We start from the raw sequence: 17,075 nt of genomic DNA on the forward strand, positions 1-17,075 counted from the left end.
GCCGCAACATCCGTCCTCTCGCACGAGGCGGTCCACAACCCAAACCAGTGAGACGACAGCCGGCGGACGAGACCTCGGGGTTCACCCAGGGTCTCGTCCGCCGGCTGTCGTCTCACCGTTGAAAGGGCGGCGCGGGGCCGGGCGGCGCGGGCCGGGCGGAACGGAGTCCGGGCGAACGGAGTCCGGGCGGAACGGAGTCCGGGCGAACGGAGTCCGGGCGGAACGGAGTCCGGGCGAACGGAGTCCGGGCGGAACGGAGTCCGGGCGGAACGGAGTCCGGGCGGAACGGAGTCCGGGCCGAACCGGGGCTCAGGCGGGCCCGGGGCTCAGGCGGGCCAGATCTCCTCGTCGTCGGGCACGGGCTCGCCGAGCGGGACGATCAGGATCGGGCGGTGCTGGCGGTGCGCGAGGCGCGCGCCGACCGAGCCGGTGAAGAACTCGCGGACCGACTCGCCGAAGCCGCGCTTGCGGGTGCCGACGACGAGCAGGCGCGCGTCGATCTCGTCGGCGAAGTGCTTGAGGGCCATCGCGGGGTCGCCCACGAGCTGGCGTACCGTCCAGTCCGGCCCGGAATCGCCGAGGACGGATGCTGCGGCGTCCTGCACCTTCACCAGCTCGCCCTCGCCGGCCGCGATGTTGATGTCGATCGGCGCGGAGTGGACGTACCCGTCGGGGTCCTCGTAGGTGACGAAGCGTGTGATGTCGACATGCACGACCACGAGGGGCGCCTGAAGAAGCTTCGCGTAGCGCGCCGCCTCCTTCAGGACCCGCGGCGACTGGTCGGGGATCACACCCGCGATCACCGCCCCGTGCAGGCTCGCATCGGTCGTCGCGCCGCCTTCCGGCTCGGATGCCTCGTCGGTCATATGTCCGCACTCCTCGTCCACCACTGGCGTCGGAACGGCCGGGTTACCGGGGCTCCGTGTTATCCTGAATGCTACTCTTACCGGTTCGAAGCCGGATTCGTGAATGCCCGGGTTTGCGAGGCCGAGAGCCTCCCAAAATAGCCCGCGACCTTAAATGAGGGGGTCTCGCATGGGGCGTGGCCGTCAGAAGGCGAAGCACACCAAGATCGCCCGTGAGCTGAAGTACGACACGTACAACGTGAACTACTCCGCACTCGAGCGCGAGCTCGGTCACCATGACGACGAGTACGTCGACAAGTGGGCCGACCAGTACAACGACGAAGACGAGGACGAGACCTCGCCGCTCTCGTCGTCGCAGGCGTAACGCCTCGCATGTCGGCCGCCGCTCTGGCGGCCTGATCGGTGTTCGTCGACCCCGGATGCCCAGGGCACCGCGGATGCCTCACCAGGCGCCGTGCCGGCGCTCCCAGTCGTCCTCGACGGTGTGGGGGCGCGCAGCGACGACGCCCGCGGGGATCGCGGCCGCGACGACGATCGCCAGCACGATGAGCGGACCCGTCCACGAGTCCGTCGCCTCGTGGAGCAGACCGATGCCGAACGGGAACAGCGCGGCGATCGCGTAGCCGCCGCTCTGCGCGAACCCGCTGAGCGCGACCGAGCCCTCGTGCGTGCGCGTGCGCAGACCGAGCAGCACGAGGATCATCGGGAACAGCAGCGGCGCGAGCCCGAGCAGCACCACCCAGAGCCACGGCGCGGCCGTCGGCACGAAGAGGAACCCGGCGATGCCGGCGAACCCGCACGCGACCGCGACCCCGAAAAGCAGTCGCGTGACGTTCCAGCGCGTGACGAGCAGCGGCACCACGAGGGATGCCGGCAGGCCCATGAATCCGAAGAGCGACAGCAGCGCACCGGCCGTGGCGGGCGTGACGCCGGAGATGTCGACGAGCAGCTGGGGCATCCACGCGAACGACGTGTAGGCGATCGTGCTCGACACCGCGAACGAGACGAGCAGCGCCCACGCGAGCGGGATCCGCCACATGCGGCCGAACGCCTGCGGGCTCGGCTCCTCGATGTCGTCGTCGTCCTTCGCGGCCTGGGCGGCGCGGTGGCGCAGCGCGAGACCGATCCACGGGATCATCGCCACCAGGGCGAAGACGCCCCACAGGCCCAGCGAAAGGTGCCAGTCCGCAGCATCCGCCATCGGAACGGCGATGAGGGGCGGCAGGAAGGTCGACACGGCCATCGTGGTCGAGAAGATCGTCGTCATCAGGCCGATGCGGTCGGGGAAGTACCGCTTCACGAGCGGCGGCAGCAGGATGTTTCCCGTGCCGACCGCGGCGAACACCAGCGCGGTGCCGGCGAGCAGCAGCCCCCAGCTCGGCGCGAAGCTGCGCGCGACGAGCCCGAGCGTCACCACCGCCATCGCCGCGACGGCGAGGCGTTCGAGCCCGAACCGGCGCTCGAGGGCGGGCGTCAGCAGCCCGAAGATCGCGAAGCACACGGGCGGCGCCGTGCCGATGAGCCCGATGACCGCCGGCGGAACGGCGAAGTCCGCCGCGATGTGGTCGTAGAGGGGCGACAGCGAGGCGACCGCAGAGCGCAGCGAGAACGCGAACAGCACGATCCCGACGAGCGCGAGGGTCCTCCCCTGCCAGAGCGGGCGGGCAGGAGACGACTTCACCTATCCACCCTACGGGCGTGGACGGATGCCTCGGCCCGGGCCGAGAGGAGAGTCAGGACTCCTGCGAGCCCTCGACCCAGGCGAGGTACTCGTCGGTGACGGTGCCCGTGATGTAGCGGCCGTCGAAGCAGCTCATGTCGAGATCCTCGACGTCGGAGCCCTCGAGGATCGCCGCCTTGAGGTCTTCGACCTCCTGGTAGACGACGAAGTCGGCGCCCAGCTCCTCCGCGATCTCGGGGATCGTGCGGCCGTGGGCCACCAGCTCGTGACGCGACGGCATGTTGATGCCGTAGACGTGCGGGTAACGCACGGGCGGCGCCGCCGAGGCGAACGTGACGCTCTTGGCCCCGGCATCCCGTGCCATCTGGATGATCTCCTTCGACGTCGTGCCGCGCACGATGGAGTCGTCGATGAGGAGCACGTTCTTGCCCTTGAACTCGCTCGACATGGCGTTGAGCTTCTGGCGCACGCTGCGCTTGCGCGCGGCCTGGCCCGGCATGATGAACGTGCGGCCGACGTAGCGGTTCTTGTAGAAGCCCTCGCGGTACTCGACGCCGAGCTTGCGGGCGACCTGCATGGCCGCCGGGCGCGACGAGTCGGGGATCGGCATGACGACGTCGATCGCTTCCTTCGGCGTGTACTTCGCGATGGTGTCGGCGAGCCGGTCGCCCATGCGAAGACGCGCCTCGTAGACCGAGATGCCGTTCATGACCGAGTCGGGGCGGGCGAGATACACGTACTCGAACGAGCACGGCACGAGCTGCGCGTCGGTGGCGCACTGCTGCGTGTGCAGGTTGCCCTCGAGGTCGATGAAGACGGCCTCGCCCGGGTCGACGTCGCGCACGACCTCGAACTCGCCGTTCTCGAGCACGAGCGACTCGCTCGTGACGACCCACTCATAGTGACCGTCGTCGTTCTTGCGCGTGCCGAGGATGAGGGGACGGATGCCGAAGGGGTCGCGGAACGCCAGCAGGCCGTAGCCCGCGATCAGCGCGATCGCCGCGTACGAGCCCTCGACGCGCTCGTGCACGCGGCTGACCGCGTGGAACACCTGCGCCGGGTCGAGCTCGAGGCCCGAGATCGAGGACTGGAGCTCGTTCGCGAGGACGTTGACCAGCAGCTCCGTGTCGGAGGACGTGTTGAGGTGGCGGCGATCCTTGTGGAACAGCTCCTCGGTGAGCTCACGCGTGTTCGTGAGGTTGCCGTTGTGCACGAGCACGATGCCGTACGGGGCGTTCACGTAGAAGGGCTGCGCCTCCTCCTCGTTCGACGCCGTGCCCTTGGTCGCGTAGCGGACGTGGCCCAGGCCGATCTCGCCGAGGAGCGCGCGCATGTCGCGCGTGCGGAACGACTCGCGCACCTGCCCCTTGACCTTGTGCATGTGCACGACGCCGTTGCGCTCGGCGGTCGAGATGCCCGTGGAGTCCTGACCCCGGTGCTGGAGGAGGAGGAGGGAGTCGTAGATCTCCTGGTTGACGGACCCGCGGCCCACCATTCCGACGATTCCGCACATGGGTGTTGCCTGCTCCTGCTGTGTTCTGACTGCGGCTCAGCGAGCCGCGTGGTCTGCGTACGCGCCCACGAGGCGCACCGCGCCGCCGTCGACGCCCTTGGCGCCCTGCTCCCAGTGGCCGTCGGCCGGGCGGTCGCCGGTGCGCACGACACCCACCTGCCACGTCGCGATGCCGTCACGGGAGAGAGCGGATGCTGCGGCCTCGGCCCTGTCGGAGGCCACGACCGCGAGGAACCCGATGCCGAGGTTCCAGGTGCCCTCGGTCGCCTCGAGCTCGAGGCCGCCGAGGTCGGCGAGGACGCGGAACACCGGCGAGGGCGACCACGTCGAGCGATCGACCTCGACCCACGTGCCCTGCGGGAGCACGCGCGCGAGGTTCGCGGCGATGCCGCCGCCGGTGACGTGGCTGAGGGAGTGCACCGCGTCGCCGGTCGCCTCGATGAGGCGCAGCAGCGGCAGCGTGTAGAGGCGGGTCGGCTCGAGCAGGGCCTCGCCCCACGTCGTGCCGAAGTCGGCGGCGTTGTCGCCGTACTGGATGCCGGAGCGCGCCACGATGTGGCGCACGAGCGAGTAGCCGTTGGAGTGCAGGCCCGAGCTTGCGAGCGCCAGGACGACGTCGCCTTCGCGCACCCGCTCGGCGCCCAGCACGCGATCGGCCTCGACGACGCCGGTCGCGGCACCCGCGACGTCGTAGTCGTTGACGCCCAGAAGGCCGGGGTGCTCGGCGGTCTCGCCGCCGACGAGCGCCGTGCCGGTGGCCTCGCAGCCCTCGGCGATGCCCCGGACGATGTCGGCGATCCGCTGGGGGAAGACCTTGCCGCACGCGATGTAGTCGGTCATGAACAGCGGCTTGGCGCCGACCACGACGATGTCGTCGACGACCATGCCAACGAGGTCCTGCCCGATCGTGTCGTGCTTGTCGATGGCCTGCGCGATGGCGACCTTCGTGCCGACGCCGTCGGTGCTGGTCGCCAGCAGCGGCTTGTCATAGGCCTTCAACGCGGCCGCGTCGAAGAGTCCGGCGAAGCCGCCGACGCCCCCGAGCACCTCGGGGCCGTGGGTGCGCCGCACCGCCGATTTCATCAGCTCGACGGCGAGGTCGCCGGCGGCGGTGTCGACGCCGGCAGCCGCGTATGGGTTCACGGGCTCTTCGGGGCGGGAGGGGGCATCGCGTTCGGATGAGGCCACGGCTACCAGCCTACCGGCGCCCCGCCTGGACGGATGCCGGGGACCGCCGCTGTTACGCCGGGCCCCGCGAAGTGAAGACTCTCGCCTCGGCCGGGTGGCAGCATCCATGATCCCGCTCCTCGACGAGCCGGCTCCCGTGACGAGCGGAGGAGATGTGGGCAGCGGAGGACGGATGCTGCACCAAGAGGTCCTCCCCCGGCCACATCTCCGCCCGCGGTGACGAATCACGCGCCGCCGGTCGGTGCGAGATGCAGCCCCTGCGCGACCGCCTGCATGATCAGGGCCTGCACCCCGGGCCAGTCCTCCATGACCTGGATGTACCCCACTCGGATGACGTGGTACCCCATGTGGCGGAGGACCGCATCGTGGGTGTTGTCGCTTGCGCGTTGCCTTCCCACGTGGTGGCCACCGTCCACCTGCAGCACCAGTCGCTCGCCGATGAGGAAGTCGACCCGGTGCCCCGCGATCCAAGCTTGGGGAACGATGCGGAGCTTCATCCATCGGAGCCGTGGCACGACATACGTTTCGAGCCCCGAGTCCGAGTAGGGACTGGCGACTTCGAGGATCTTCCGCACGCCGGGTGCGTAAGGCAGACGCAGGAGCGCTGACTTCTGCACGAGTCCCTTGTTGAGTGCGGACTCCACGATCGCAAGTGCAGATTCGAACGGCTGGCACACGCACACGAGGAGAAGCGCGTTCTCGATGGAGTCCTCGAGGGCGGCCGGGTCTCGCGGAATGACGGGCGCGGCCCGATGGACGTGGATCCCCTTCCTCACCACGACGCGACCTGCATGCGGGTGCGCGGCCACGTGCGTCTCGGTGCTCTCGGCGGCGATCCAGAGCCCCAGGCGGCGTGCACGGGTGACGCATGAGATCACGACCCCTGCCTGCGCAGCCTTGAGAAGCAGTGGATCGACGCGGGGAACGGCGACCCAGACACGCCGCACCACGTGGAGGAGCCCGCCGGTGATCGCCGCCTCGATCGTGCGCTGTGCGTGCCCGGCTCTGACCAACGCAGCCCGACGGACGATTCCGCCTGCGTCGGATACCGCGGACAGGAGCGCGAGCGCGCGTTGCTCCGCTGTCAGCTTCATCGTCCTGATCATCGGGAACAGTGGGCTCGTCGGGTCGAGCCGATGTCATTGCTGTGCAGAACTCACCGCCCGGGGTGGTTGGGGAGGACCGCCTCCCGTACGTCGGCCACGTCGTCCGCGCCGTGCCGCCGCGCGCGTGGCGCGTGAGGAGCGGAGGAGATGCAACGACGGGAGGATGCAAACGGCGTGTTCCGCCCTCCGTTCCCCACGTCTCCTCCCGTCATCGCGCGCGGGGTTCGAGCGGGGGTCCCGGGACGCGGTTCGCACCGCCTCGACGTCGATGCCCGGTTCTACAATGGCCACATGGGCGGCGCCGGTACTCCGGAGTGGCTGATCCGCGAAGACGCCGGTCAGCCCGTTCTCCTCGCCCTGTATCTGCGCCAGGTGCTCGGCATCCGTTCTCCGGAGGAGCTTCCGCACCTGCGCGGCATCCCTCCGCGCGCGAACGACCGGTCCGAAGAGGCCCAGGCGCTGCTGGAACGGCAGTGGCGTGAGTTCTGGGCGATGACCGTCGAGCCGCAGGCGCATCCGTCGCCGGTCCCCCTCGATCTCGTCGACGGCTTCGACACCGCGCTCGCCCTCCCCACCGAGGGATGCGACGAGCTGCGCGCAGCCTTCGTACCCCATGCGATCGAGGCGGTGGCGTTCGCGCAGTCGGCGAACGCGCGGTACCGCAAGGAGGCGTCGCACAGCACCGGCACGGCGTACCGCGCCTATGCGGGGGCGATCGCCGAGCACGAGCGGCAGGTCGGCCGCCGGGCGCACTCGTTCGAGCTCAACGTGCAGGTGCTGCCGCTGAATCAGCGCGGGGTCTGGTGGATCGGCTCTCTCACGATCGCCGTCACCGACGGACTGCGGGGCGATGTCGCGGCGTTCGACGCCGCGATCCACCCGATCATCGCCGAGCTGGCGTAGCGCTCGGGCTCAGTGGGCCGGGCCGTGGCCGTTGGTGCCGGGATCCGGGTCGACGTGCACCTGCTGGTGGTCGACCGCGATCTGGTGTGTGTGACGCCGTGACCGGCGGTCGAGGATCAGCGCGAGGACGCCGCCGAGTGCGAGGCCGATCGGGGCGCAGATGAGCGCCAGGAAGCCGAACACCTGACCCTGCGAGTACATGACCCCGGTGTTCGGGCTGGCGTCGGCGGTGCCGTTGAACGCAAACGTCAGGATCATCGCGACGAAGACGCCGACCAGTGCCCCGACGATCAGGAACACCGAGATCTTCGGTGCGCGTCGCACGCGCACGGTCTCGATGCGGTCCTGGCTGTGCTCGGGCATACATCCATTGTCCCACTCGGCGAGCGGGAACGCGCCCATAGGAGTGGCGGCGCCCCGCTCGGAAGCCGAGAGCGGGACGCCGCCGGGGTGACGGCCGGGGGTCAGCCGGCCGTCTGGTCTCCGTTGCCGCCGGCCGTCGCACGGCGGCGGGAGACCACGATCCAGACCACGGCCCCGATCCCGAGAGCCAGGGCGATCCCCACGAGCGCCCACGGCCACACGGGCGCCGTCGTCTGGTCGGCGGAGAGGACCTCGGCCTCGGCAGCCTCGGCCGCCGGCGCCTCCTCGGCCTTCACCGGCGCTGCAGCGACCGCGCAGTCGCCTGCCACCGGGAGCACGGCCGAGACCGGGTCGAGTTCGTCGCCCGCCGGGTACGTGCCGAAGGCGGCCGCGCCGGCGTCGGTCAGGGTCGCCGGAAGCGCGTCGAGCACGAGCCCGTCGTCGGTGACCTCGAGGTCGGGCAGGGCGAACTCGGCGAAGCGGATGCCCGCGGCCGTCACCGGCGCACCCGCCTGCGTCGTGCCGCTGACGTCGAACACCAGGTAGCCGGTGTCGCCCGCCAGCTCCACCCGGGCGTTCGCGAGCGTCGTGTCGAGCGCGCCCTGGTGACCGGTGAAACGGATGCTGCCGCCATAGGTGACGAGACCTGCCCGGGTCGCAGCATCCACCGCTCCCGTGCCCGCCGTCCAGACGAACTCGGGGTATTCGTACGCGACGTCGGTCAGCTCCCAGCCGCCGGCGGCGATGCCCTCGATGTACGTGCGGAAGGTCTCCTTGAAGCCCCAGTTCAGGCTGGCGGCCTCCACGAAGCAGCCGTCGGCGATCGCGGCACGGGCGAGCGTGAAGCGGATGCCGCGGTCCACGGACCCCTGGAACGTCAGCGTGTGCTCGCCGTCCTCGAGCGTCGCGGGCAGCGAACCCGTCCACGTGGCGTTGCCCGAGGCATCCGCCGACACCTCGCCGAGGAGCGTCGGCGTCGAGTACACGACGACCTTGATGCCCTCCTCGTTCGGGGTGAAACCCGACGCGGAGACCGTGACCGGCTCCCCCTTCTGCAGCGCGGCGAGGGTGTCGTCGTCGAGGTCGATGCCCGTCGATGCCGGCGGAGCGGCAGGAAGCGTCGTCGTGCGCGTGGTCGACGCGGGAGCCGCCGCGATGGTGCCCGTCGAACCCGCGGGCGCGGCCGCCGCGACGCCGATCGTGAACGCCAGCGGGTCGAGGTCGGTCGTGTAGCCCTGGAACACCTGGCCGCGCCCGGCGGCGGTCAGCGTGGCCGGCACGCGCGAGTACGAGACGGTGCCGCTGGCGGTGACGCGCACCGCGGCCGACAGGTCGAGGTTCGCGAAAGCGACCTGCGAGCCGCCGCTCGTGACGTACAGCGTCGCCGCGTTCGCCGAGGTGATGCGCACCTGCGGGTTCGCGATCGTGACGTCGAGCACGCCGCCGTGGCCGGTGAAGCGGACCGACCCGGTGTACGAGACGGTGCCCGTGCCGGTCGCCGCGTCGAACGTGCTGCCCGTCGCCTGGCCGAACTGGAACAGGCCGCCGGAACGCGTGGCGCCGCCCGTCACGGCGATGCTGCCGTGCGCGATGCTGCCCGTGATGTAGCTCGCGAAGCTCGACGAGATCGCCCACGAGAGCGAGCCGCCCTGCACCGTCGCCGGCGGGGTCACCGGCGTGCCGGGATCGACCGGGGGCTCCGGGTCGGTCGGCGGCGTCACATCGGGGAAGAGCTTCGTCCAGTGATCGGCGGTGAACGGCACGTCGGCGCGGGCGTAGATCGTGTCGGCACCCGGGTTGGAGTGCTGCTTCCACACGATCGCCTCGTACTGCTTCGTGCGGTCGAGCTTGGCCGTCGGCGCGACGAGGTCGACCGTGAACGCACCGCCCGAGATCGGGCGCACGTACTGCACCGCCGCGAAGCCGTCGCCGGCGGTGACCGCCGACTCGGTGCCCTTCTCGATGATGGCGGCGTAGGCGCCGGTGACATCTCCGAGGTTCGAGGCGGCGACCTCGACGGACGCGCCGGCGGTGGCCGAGGCATCCGTCACCGTCACGTCGACGGCCGGCACCGGCGTGGGCTCGGCGAACGTGATCGGCGTGTACGTCTCGAACGCGGCGTACTTCGCGCCCGCTCCCGAGTAGGTGTAGACGCCGTAGTTTCCGGCGAGCGCCTGGGACGCCTCGCTGCGCGAGAGGGTCAGCGTCGTCTCGAACGTGCCGTCAGCGGCGATCGCGATCCCTCCGCGCGCAGCGCCGCCGATGGACGCGACATCAGCCACGTGCACACCCCACTTCGTGTCGATGCCGGGCCGTGCGGAGGTCGGGGCACCGGAAGAAGGCGTCCACTCGTCGAGGAACTTGCCGAAGACGATGTACGAGCCGCCGAACTTCCCCGCGAGCGGCGGACGGACGCCGTCGGTCGCCGGCGCGTTCGGGACGAACCCCGAACCCGACACCGTGACGGTTTCCCCGTCGGGGTCGAGCCTCGTCGTCTTCGACACCGTCACGGTGGGCGTCGGGGTCTCGGGCTCGGGCTCGACCGGCGGCGCGGTGATCTCGTACGAGACGATGGGCGAGGCCGAGCCGGTGAACGCCGCGGCGTCAGCCGGCGTGAACACGGCCTTCAGCTGCGCGGTGCCGGCGGTCGCGATGCTCGCAGTGACCGTCGTGCCGACGGGCGCGGAGCCGAGCTGCGTCTCGCCGTCGAAGTACGAGACGGTTCCGGATGCTGCGGGCTCGACGGTCGCGCCGAGCGCGAAGTCCGCGCCGGGCAGGCTCGAGGCGGCCGGGTCGACCGTCAGGGTCGTGGTCGTCGCGACGGCGGGGAGCGGCTGCCACGCGACTGCCGTCGAGGCGTTCTGGCTCGGGTCGGTGAAACCTCCGCCGTGGGCCTTGGAGGTGTAGACGGTGTACTGGGCGCCTTCGGCGTGCGCGGGGACGCTCAGCTGAACGCTGAACGTTCCGGACTCCGTCATCGGCGCGGTGCGGCCGGCGCCGGTGGAGCCCTCCGCGTTGCCGGGGGACACCCAGACGACGTCGCTCATCGTGCCCCCGTAGAAGCCGCTGAGACCTGCGACGCCGACGCCGACGTAGACCCCCGGCGCGACGCCCGAGAAGCCGGAGCCGGTGACGGTGATCGTGCCGCCCGCGCGTGGGGCCTGCGTGGCCGAGACGGTCGGGCTGGCGGCGAAGGCCGGAACGGCGGTGAGGGCTCCTGCCACGACGAGCAGGAAGGCGAGGAGCGCGGCGATGCTCGCGCGGCTGCGATCCAGGAACGGCTGCGTATTCACGGGGTGTCTCCGGCGCCGCGCGCGCCGAAGCGCACCGGCGCATCAGTGCGATTCGGGTTGGTTACTTAGGTTTGGCTAACCTAATATCGACACGAATGTAGGGCACTCTCACAGCCGGCGTCAAGCCTAAGGTAAGGCTCACCTAATGCTCCCCATCTCCTCTTCCCGCCGCGGTTCGCCGCGCCTGGCCGGCGTGATCGCGCTGCTCGTGGCCGCGGTCGCCCTCGCCGGCTGTGCCGCGCCGGCCGCCGATGCCGCCGACGCGCACTGCCCCGCAGCATCCGTTCCGCTGGCGTCGCTGACTCTCGCCGAGAACCCGCGCACCACGACCGGACCCTCCACGGCCTGCCTGGCGTCGCACGCGATCGAGCCTGTCGCGGCTGACGACGCCCCCGACCTGCCGGTGACGGTGACGGATGCTGAGGGCCGCGCGGTCGAGATCACCGATGTCAGCCGCATCCTGCCGGTCGACATCTCGGGCACGATCGCCGCGACCGTCTTCGGTCTGGGTCTCGGCGACGCGGTCGTCGGACGCGACTCATCGACGTCGTTCGACGGCACCGCGGACCTACCGGTCGTGACGAAGTCGGGGCACACGCTCAACGCCGAGGCGATCCTCGAGCTCGCCCCGACCGTGATGCTGACCGACACCTCGATCGGCCCGAAAGAGGTGCGCCAGCAGCTGCGTGACGCCGGCATCGCCGTCGTCGTGGTCTCGAGCGAGCGGCGCGCCGACACGGTCGCCGACCTCGTTTCGGAGATCGCCGGAGCGCTGGGCGTTCCCGGCCGAGGTGACGCGCTCGCAGAGCGGCTCGATGCCGACGTCGTGGCGGCGCGCGCCGAGGTGGCCGAGATCGCGCCGGCGGCAGCATCCGATCGTCCGCGCATGCTCTTCCTCTACGTGCGGGGCAGCGCGAACGTCTACTACATCTTCGGGCGCGACTCGGGGGCGGATTCCCTGATCGAGGCGGTCGGCGGCGTCGACGTCGCGAGCGAGATCGGCTGGGAGGGCATGAAGCCCATGACTGCCGAGGCCCTCGTCGCCGCGCAGCCCGACCTCGTCGTGATGATGTCCGACGGCCTCGCATCCGTGGGTGGGGTCGACGGGCTGCTCGAGCGCATCCCGGCGCTGCAGCAGACGCCCGCGGGCGAGCACCGCCGCGTGGTCGACATGGCGGATGCCGAGATCCTGAGCTTCGGGCCGCGCACGGCGGAGATCATCCGGGCGCTCGCACGTGCCGTCTACGCGCCGGCGTCGAGCGCCACCCCGGAGCCGGCGTCGTGACGGGGACGATGACGGCCGCCGAGGTCGAGGCCGCGGAGGGCGGGACGGCCGAGGTCGTCACCGAGGTGCCGACGACGCACCGCCGTCGCCGGTTCGCGCTCACGGCGGCGGGGCTGTCGGTCGCGATCGTGCTCGTGGTCGTGGTGTCGCTCGGCCTCGGGCAGTACTGGCTCACCCCGGCGCAGGTGATCGGTGTGCTGCTGCAGTCCCTCGGGATCGACACGTCGTGGGCACCGGAGGCGCCGACCGCGTCCGGCGTGATCCTCGACATCCGACTCCCCCGCATCGTGCTCGGCCTCCTCGTCGGCGCAGCGCTCGCCGTCTCGGGCGTGCTCATGCAGGCCATCTTCGGAAACCCGCTCGCCGACGCGGCCGTCGTCGGCGTCTCGTCGGGTGCGGCATTCGGCGCGGCCGCGAGCCTCACGTTCGGGCTCGCGGTGTTCGGCATGTGGACGACCCCGGCCTTCGCCTTCGTCGGCGGGCTCATCGCGGCGTTCTCGGTGTACCTGATCAGCCGTTCGGGCGGGCGTACCGAGGTCGTGACGCTGCTGCTCACCGGCATCGCGATCAACGCCATCGCCGGCGCGGGCCTCGCGTTCCTCACGTTCGTCGGCACGACCTCGACCCGCGAGCAGATCGTGTTCTGGCAGCTCGGCAGCCTCAACGGCGCGCTGTGGCAGAACATCGCCGTCGTCGCGCCGCTCGTCGCGATCGGCGTCGCCGCAGCCGTGTTCGTCGCGCACCGCCTCGACCTCTTCGCCCTCGGCGAGCGCACCGCGCGTCACCTCGGCGTACGCGTGGAACTGCTGCGCGTCGTCGTCATCGTCATGGTCGCGCTGCTCGTGTGCGCGGCGGTCGCGTTCGCCGGGATCATCGGCTTCGTCGGACTCGTCGTGCCGCACCTCCTGCGCATAGCCGTTGGGCCCGCCCACCTGCCGCTGATGGTCACGAGCGCCCTCGGCGGCGCGCTGCTGATCGCGGTCGCCGACCTCATCGCCCGCACGGCGGTGCCCCTCGCGGACCTGCCGATCGGCATGATCACGTCACTCGTGGGCGGCCCGTTCTTCCTGTGGCTGCTGCTGCGCACACGCCGCACGGCGGGGGGCTGGGGATGAGCACGACGACGGATGCCGCGACCTCGACGGTCGACGTTGCTCCGGGCGCCGTGCGGCTCAGCGCCCGAGGCGTGACCGTCACGCCGCACGGCGCCGGACGGCCGGTGCTCGCGGACGCCGGGATCGACGTCCGCGCGGGTGAGCTCCACGCCCTCGTCGGTCCGAACGGCGCCGGCAAGTCGACGATGTTCGGGGTGCTCGCGGGGGATGTCACCCCGGATTCCGGCGACGTGAGCCTCGACGGGACGCCGCTGGGCAGCATCCGTCCGCGCCTTCTCGCGCAGCGGCGCGCGGTGCTGCTGCAGCAGAACGCCGTGTCGTTCCCGTTCACGGTGGAGCAGGTCGTGCGCATGGGTCGTGCCCCGTGGGCGCGCACGCCCGCCGAGGACGACGACGCCGCCGCGGTCGCGCGGGCGCTCGCGGCCACCGACCTCACGCCGCTGGCCGGGCGCGGCATCACGTCGCTGTCGGGCGGCGAGCGCGCGCGGGCCGCGCTGGCGCGGGTGCTCGCGCAGGGGTGCGACGTGCTGCTGCTCGACGAGCCCACCGCGGCGCTCGACCTCAAGCATCAGGAGGACGTGCTGCGCATCGCGCGGGATCGTGCGCAGGAGGGCGCGGCAGTGGCCGTGGTGCTGCACGACCTCAATGCGGCGGTCGGCGTCGCCGACCGCGTGACGCTGCTCTCGCGGGGTCGCGTCGTCGCCTCGGGTGCGCCGTCCGAGGTGCTGACGGCGGCGGCGATCGAGGAGGTCTACGGGCAGCGGGTCGACGTCTTCCCGCACCCGGTGTCGGGCACGCCCGTGGTCATGCCCCGGCGCTGACCAGGAGAATCGGCCTCATCCCCGGTCGTTGAGCGAGCGAGGAACGAGCCAGACGAAACGCCCGACGCAGATACCTGACCCGCGAGGTCAGGGCCGCAGCGGCAGGAGGTCCGAGATGTCGGCTCGCGTGCCCGAGGCGCTGATGCGACCGGCGGTCGCAGCATCCGTCCACTGCTCAGCGCCGGTCGCGAGGGCGATCCAGGTCGCGGGATCGGTCTCGACGACGTTGGGCGGGGTGCCGCGCGTGTGCCGGGGTCCCTCGACCACCTGCACCGCGCCGAACGGCGGCACCCGCACCTCGACCGAGTTGCCCGGCGCCTTCTCGGCGAGCAGCTGCAGCAGGTAGCGCACGGCCGTCGCGTTGTCGGTGCGCGCGGGAGCGACGGATGCCTCCACCGCCGCCGCGACCGCGCTCAGGGCGGCGCGGCCGTCATCGGTCGAGATCTTGCGGGCCACCCCTCCACGCTACGCCGCCCCGGGCGCCATGCCCCTCGTTCCGCCGTCACTTCGTGCGGGTCACCACGGGCCTCACCCACCAAAACCGACTGCGGAACACGCATGCGGACGCCCCCGTCGTTCCGCCGCCCCGCCGTTCCGCCGTCACTTCGTGCGGGTCACCACGCGCCTCACCCACCAAAACCGACTGCGGAACACGCACGCGAACGCCCCCGGCAGCCCGACGGCCCGCCGCCCCACCGTTCCGCCGTCACTTCGTGCGGGTCACCACGCGCCTCACCCGCCAAGACCGACTGCGGAGCATCGAGGGGGCGGACCGGCGACGGGACGGAACACCGCCGGGGGGCGGGCGGGGTGCGGTTAGCGCCTCCGGTTCTCCGAAACAGCGAGAAGGGCCGCCGGTAGGCTGGAACGCGTGAAGATCCTGGTTCTCGGCTCGGGCGCGCGGGAGCACGCCATCATCCTGGCGCTGCGGTCGGAGGAGGCGGAGCACGAGATCTTCGCTGCCCCCGGCAACGCCGGAATCGGGCAGGACGCGCAGCTGGTCGCCCTCGATCAGAACGACCCCGTGGCCGTCAGCCAGTTCGCGATCGACAACGACATCGCCCTCGTCATCATCGGTCCGGAGGCCCCCCTGGTGGCGGGCGTCGCCGATGCGGTGCGCACGCGCGGCATTCCGGCGTTCGGGCCCGGCCAGGCGGCCGCGCAGCTCGAGGGATCGAAGACGTTCGCCAAGCGGATCATGGATGCCGCCGGGGTTCCGACGGGCCGCGCCGTGCGCGCGCACACGCACGCCGAGGTCGAGGCCGCGTTCGACGATCTCGGCGCCCCGCACGTCGTCAAGGCCGACGGACTCGCCGCCGGCAAGGGCGTCATCGTGACGAACGACCGCGAGGCCGCCCTCGCGCACGCCGACGAGTACCTGCCGTCGGGCGCGGTGCTCGTCGAGGAGTTCCTCTCGGGACCCGAAGTGTCGCTCTTCTTCCTCAGCGACGGCGACCACGTGCTGCCGCTCAGCCCCGCCCAGGACTACAAGCGCCTGCTCGACGGCGACGAAGGCCCCAACACCGGCGGCATGGGCGCGTACTCCCCGCTCCCCTGGCTCGACGGCAGGTTCGGCAGCGAGCGCGAGTTCGTGGAGCTCGTCACGCGCGACATCGCCGAGCCCGTGATCCGCCAATTGGATGCTGAGGGCACCCCGTTCATCGGACTCCTCTACGCCGGCCTCATCCTGACCGACGACGGCGTGAAGGTCATCGAGTTCAACGCCCGCTTCGGCGACCCCGAAACCCAGGTCGTGCTCCCCCGGCTCGTCGACCCGCTGTCGGAGCTGCTGCTGGCCGCGGCATCCGGTCATCTCGAGGATCTCCCCCTGCCGGCCTTCGCCAACGACGTCGCCGTGACCGTCGTTCTCGCGAGCGAGGGCTACCCGGCATCGCCGATCACCGGCCGGGCACTGACGAACCTGCGCGAGGCGGAGTCGGTCGACGGGGTGCACCTCGCCCACGCCGCCACCGCCGAGACCGACGGTGGCCTCGTCGCCACCGGCGGACGCGTGCTCAACGTGGTCGGCGTCGCCACCACCTTCGTCGAGGCCCGCGACCGCGCGTACCGGGCGCTCGGCGCGATCGGCCTCGAGGGGGGCCAGCACCGCACCGACATCGCCGCGCGCGTCGCCGAAGGGCTCTGACGCATGCGTCGGCGCGCGGCTGGGCCCACGCGCCCGGAGGCTCCGCGCGACGCGCCAGCGGCGCGTCGCGTGGGCGTGAGGACCGTTCTCTCCGTCGCCCTGCTGGTCGCCGGCGCGACAATGACCGGGTGCTCGGGCGCCGTCGACATCGACGCCCCCGGCAAGGAGTTGATGGACCAGGCGCACCAGGTCGCGAACGAGGCCCTCGTGGCCGCGGCCACGACCGGGCTGCAGGCGCTGCAGGCAACCGGTGCGGTCACCGAGGATGCCGTGCGCGACGCGCTCGAGAAGGCCGGAGCGGCCGAGGTCGAGACGCGCGTCGTGGGAGACAGCCTGCTGTTCGGGGCTGAAGTGTCGGGCGGCTGCGTGTACGGCTCGGTCGGCACCTCGGGCACCGTCTCGATCGACCTCGGCGGCGTGAACGCCGACGGCGGGTGCCTGCGCGAGCCGTGATCCACCTCGTTGCCCGACGCCTTCGTGCCGACCACCGCGATCGGGTGATCGCCTGGCTGGGTGGGATCGACGGGCCCCGTCGCCCCGAGGCGCTCGAATCGCTCGCGGCTGAGGGCGTCGACCACGAGACGGCGATGATAATCGACACCAGCGAAGGCCCGATCATCGTCTACGCGATGCAGACCGATGACCTCGAACGCTCGCGTGCCGTCACCGATAAGTCGCAGCGACCGATCGACGCGGAGCATCGCGCGGTGATGCGCGCGGCGGATGCGGGACCCGTCGCGGCGGAGATCGTGCTCGACCTGCGCGCCGACGAACGCTAGCGAGGACTGCGCGCGC

The 17,075-nt window shown here is 71.4% G+C and carries 16 protein-coding genes; 8 read left to right on the forward strand and 8 right to left on the reverse strand.

Annotation, left to right across the window (positions count from 1 at the left end; all coding sequences use genetic code 11):
- Positions 1-326: 326 nt before the first annotated feature.
- On the reverse strand, positions 327-866 hold the full coding sequence (locus Q9R33_RS07905; protein ID WP_056365157.1) for a universal stress protein: 540 nt from the start codon (positions 864-866) through the stop codon (positions 327-329).
- Positions 867-1,035: 169 nt separating this feature from the next.
- Between Q9R33_RS07905 and Q9R33_RS07910 the strand changes: the two genes are divergently transcribed.
- On the forward strand, positions 1,036-1,230 hold the full coding sequence (locus Q9R33_RS07910) for a DUF3073 domain-containing protein (RefSeq protein WP_045296302.1): 195 nt from the start codon (positions 1,036-1,038) through the stop codon (positions 1,228-1,230).
- A 78-nt stretch (positions 1,231-1,308) separates the two neighbouring features.
- Here the strand turns inward: Q9R33_RS07910 and Q9R33_RS07915 are convergent, their stop codons facing one another.
- The 4 genes from Q9R33_RS07915 to Q9R33_RS07930 form a co-directional block, all read right to left on the reverse strand.
- Complete coding sequence (locus tag Q9R33_RS07915; protein ID WP_311293402.1) at positions 1,309-2,547, reverse strand: MFS transporter; 1,239 nt, start codon at positions 2,545-2,547, stop codon at positions 1,309-1,311.
- Positions 2,548-2,599: 52 nt separating this feature from the next.
- The gene (purF, locus tag Q9R33_RS07920; protein ID WP_056365162.1) at positions 2,600-4,060 is read right to left on the reverse strand and encodes an amidophosphoribosyltransferase; all 1,461 of its coding nucleotides are present in this window, start codon (positions 4,058-4,060) and stop codon (positions 2,600-2,602) included.
- A gap of 36 nt (positions 4,061-4,096) precedes the next feature.
- Positions 4,097-5,248, reverse strand: coding sequence for a phosphoribosylformylglycinamidine cyclo-ligase (purM, locus tag Q9R33_RS07925; RefSeq protein WP_311293403.1), 1,152 nt, complete (start codon positions 5,246-5,248; stop codon positions 4,097-4,099).
- Between the two features lie 224 nt (positions 5,249-5,472).
- Positions 5,473-6,342 carry an endonuclease domain-containing protein gene (locus tag Q9R33_RS07930; protein ID WP_056366623.1) on the reverse strand — a complete coding sequence of 290 codons (870 nt, stop codon included), beginning with the start codon at positions 6,340-6,342 and terminating at the stop codon, positions 5,473-5,475.
- 303 nt (positions 6,343-6,645) lie between these two features.
- Between Q9R33_RS07930 and Q9R33_RS07935 the strand changes: the two genes are divergently transcribed.
- Positions 6,646-7,257 carry a hypothetical protein gene (locus Q9R33_RS07935; RefSeq protein WP_056365169.1) on the forward strand — a complete coding sequence of 204 codons (612 nt, stop codon included), beginning with the start codon at positions 6,646-6,648 and terminating at the stop codon, positions 7,255-7,257.
- 9 nt (positions 7,258-7,266) lie between these two features.
- On the opposite strand, the gene Q9R33_RS07940 is transcribed toward Q9R33_RS07935, so the two are convergent.
- Positions 7,267-7,620, reverse strand: a complete 354-nt coding sequence (locus tag Q9R33_RS07940) for a potassium transporter Trk (RefSeq protein ID WP_311293404.1) — start codon at positions 7,618-7,620, stop codon at positions 7,267-7,269.
- A gap of 101 nt (positions 7,621-7,721) precedes the next feature.
- Entirely contained in the window at positions 7,722-10,913 is a 3,192-nt protein-coding gene (locus Q9R33_RS07945) for an HtaA domain-containing protein (protein ID WP_311293405.1), read from the reverse strand.
- Between the two features lie 145 nt (positions 10,914-11,058).
- On the opposite strand from Q9R33_RS07945, the gene Q9R33_RS07950 reads away from it, so the two are divergent.
- The 3 genes from Q9R33_RS07950 to Q9R33_RS07960 are packed head-to-tail and all read left to right on the forward strand — an operon-like array spanning position 11,059 to position 14,134.
- On the forward strand, positions 11,059-12,198 hold the full coding sequence (locus Q9R33_RS07950; RefSeq protein ID WP_311293406.1) for an ABC transporter substrate-binding protein: 1,140 nt from the start codon (positions 11,059-11,061) through the stop codon (positions 12,196-12,198).
- An 8-nt stretch (positions 12,199-12,206) separates the two neighbouring features.
- Positions 12,207-13,313 carry an iron ABC transporter permease gene (locus tag Q9R33_RS07955; RefSeq protein ID WP_311293585.1) on the forward strand — a complete coding sequence of 369 codons (1,107 nt, stop codon included), beginning with the start codon at positions 12,207-12,209 and terminating at the stop codon, positions 13,311-13,313.
- Positions 13,310-14,134, forward strand: a complete 825-nt coding sequence (locus Q9R33_RS07960) for a heme ABC transporter ATP-binding protein (RefSeq protein WP_311293407.1) — start codon at positions 13,310-13,312, stop codon at positions 14,132-14,134. Before Q9R33_RS07955 ends, Q9R33_RS07960 begins: the two co-directional genes overlap by 4 nt.
- 87 nt (positions 14,135-14,221) lie before the next feature.
- Here the strand turns inward: Q9R33_RS07960 and Q9R33_RS07965 are convergent, their stop codons facing one another.
- Entirely contained in the window at positions 14,222-14,590 is a 369-nt protein-coding gene (locus Q9R33_RS07965) for a sterol carrier family protein (RefSeq protein WP_311293408.1), read from the reverse strand.
- A 415-nt stretch (positions 14,591-15,005) separates the two neighbouring features.
- Between Q9R33_RS07965 and purD the strand changes: the two genes are divergently transcribed.
- From purD to Q9R33_RS07980, 3 genes are all read left to right on the forward strand, one after another.
- Positions 15,006-16,280: a phosphoribosylamine--glycine ligase gene (gene purD / locus Q9R33_RS07970; protein ID WP_311293409.1), complete on the forward strand. Its 1,275-nt coding sequence runs from the start codon at positions 15,006-15,008 to the stop codon at positions 16,278-16,280.
- Positions 16,281-16,355: 75 nt separating this feature from the next.
- Complete coding sequence (locus Q9R33_RS07975; protein ID WP_311293410.1) at positions 16,356-16,733, forward strand: hypothetical protein; 378 nt, start codon at positions 16,356-16,358, stop codon at positions 16,731-16,733.
- Complete coding sequence (locus tag Q9R33_RS07980; RefSeq protein ID WP_311293411.1) at positions 16,730-17,059, forward strand: DUF6176 family protein; 330 nt, start codon at positions 16,730-16,732, stop codon at positions 17,057-17,059. The genes Q9R33_RS07975 and Q9R33_RS07980 overlap by 4 nt, the downstream gene beginning before the upstream one ends.
- Positions 17,060-17,075 lie beyond the last annotated feature (16 nt).

The sequence above is a fragment of the Microbacterium sp. PRC9 genome (genome assembly GCF_031844125.1).
Classification (GTDB): Bacteria; Actinomycetota; Actinomycetes; order Actinomycetales; family Microbacteriaceae; genus Microbacterium.

What these genes read in the sequence shown, in the direction of transcription:
- Q9R33_RS07955 (WP_311293585.1), top strand. Translation starts at nt 12,207, where the DNA reads ATGACGGCCGCCGAGGTCGAGGCCGCGGAGGGCGGGACGGCCGAGGTC.
- Q9R33_RS07910 (WP_045296302.1), top strand. Translation starts at nt 1,036, where the DNA reads ATGGGGCGTGGCCGTCAGAAGGCGAAGCACACCAAGATCGCCCGTGAG.
- Q9R33_RS07950 (WP_311293406.1), top strand. Translation starts at nt 11,059, where the DNA reads ATGCTCCCCATCTCCTCTTCCCGCCGCGGTTCGCCGCGCCTGGCCGGC.
- Q9R33_RS07930 (WP_056366623.1), bottom strand. Translation starts at nt 6,342, where the DNA reads ATGAAGCTGACAGCGGAGCAACGCGCGCTCGCGCTCCTGTCCGCGGTA.
- Q9R33_RS07940 (WP_311293404.1), bottom strand. Translation starts at nt 7,620, where the DNA reads ATGCCCGAGCACAGCCAGGACCGCATCGAGACCGTGCGCGTGCGACGC.
- Q9R33_RS07960 (WP_311293407.1), top strand. Translation starts at nt 13,310, where the DNA reads ATGAGCACGACGACGGATGCCGCGACCTCGACGGTCGACGTTGCTCCG.
- Q9R33_RS07905 (WP_056365157.1), bottom strand. Translation starts at nt 866, where the DNA reads ATGACCGACGAGGCATCCGAGCCGGAAGGCGGCGCGACGACCGATGCG.
- Q9R33_RS07935 (WP_056365169.1), top strand. Translation starts at nt 6,646, where the DNA reads ATGGGCGGCGCCGGTACTCCGGAGTGGCTGATCCGCGAAGACGCCGGT.
- purF (WP_056365162.1), bottom strand. Translation starts at nt 4,060, where the DNA reads ATGTGCGGAATCGTCGGAATGGTGGGCCGCGGGTCCGTCAACCAGGAG.